Genomic DNA, 865 nt, shown 5'->3' on the forward strand with positions numbered 1-865 from the left:
GGTTCGAAATCCGCAGGCAAGCGACAGCCTCGATGAGCTTTTGAACGTTTTGGTTTTTTGGGAACGCTTTCTTGCTCGTGAATGGGAGGTTGGTTTTCTACACCCGCTTCGATTTGTTCTGATGGGCTTTCAACAGCAGCAACCTCTGTTGGCTCGTCAACCAAATCGCTCGTTTCTAAATCTTCAAAATCGATTTCTTTTTTTGATAAAACGATAGTTTTATTTTTTTTATTATATATGTGATTGTGGTTGTGGTTGTGATTGGCATCATTAAGCATTGCTTGTGCATTGCTTATAGCATTGCTACTAGCATCTTTAGCATCATCATCACTGTTATCTTTATTTTTATCCCATCTTGCCTTTGCTGCCTTTTGTGCTCTTTCTGAAAACTTGCTTAAATTTTCATTTGAGTTATTGAGTTCCTCTTCAACTTGTAAACTCCACAAACGACCATCTTCTAAACAAATGATCTTCTTATCACGTAATAAAAACTCTAAGGCTTTATTAAAGATCTTTTTTGAACAGCCAGCACTATGTGCTAATTTATCTGGATCACAAAAAATGGGTTCTCCACTTTTACGCATGTGCCATTTCAATGTAACGTATGTCGCTATTTGAAATGCTTTCATGCCATTTGTTTCTGCAAGACAATCTGAAGGAAAGCTGCGAACCCAAGCCAACTTAGTTGACATGTATTGCCTCCTCTCTTTTCTTACTCCACCTCACATTCGCTGCTTTTGAAGCCCTTTCTGAAGCTTTGCTAATCGTATAATCAAAAGCTAATGACCTATGCCATAAGTTTCCATTTTCTAAACGCGTGATGTAACCCATGCTTATTAAAGTCTCTAATGTCTTTTGAAACGTT

The 865-nt window shown here is 37.8% G+C and carries 2 pseudogenes; both read right to left on the reverse strand.

The features are described 5' to 3' along the window. Nucleotides 1-692 (reverse strand): annotated as a pseudogene (locus tag PVV64_RS10390) (hypothetical protein); the annotation flags it as partial. Then, nucleotides 682-865, reverse strand: a pseudogene (locus tag PVV64_RS10395) (hypothetical protein); the annotation flags it as partial. The pseudogenes PVV64_RS10390 and PVV64_RS10395, both read right to left, overlap by 11 nt.

The organism is Bartonella sp. ML70XJBT.G (assembly GCF_028618575.1).
Classification (GTDB): Bacteria; Pseudomonadota; Alphaproteobacteria; order Rhizobiales; family Rhizobiaceae; genus Bartonella.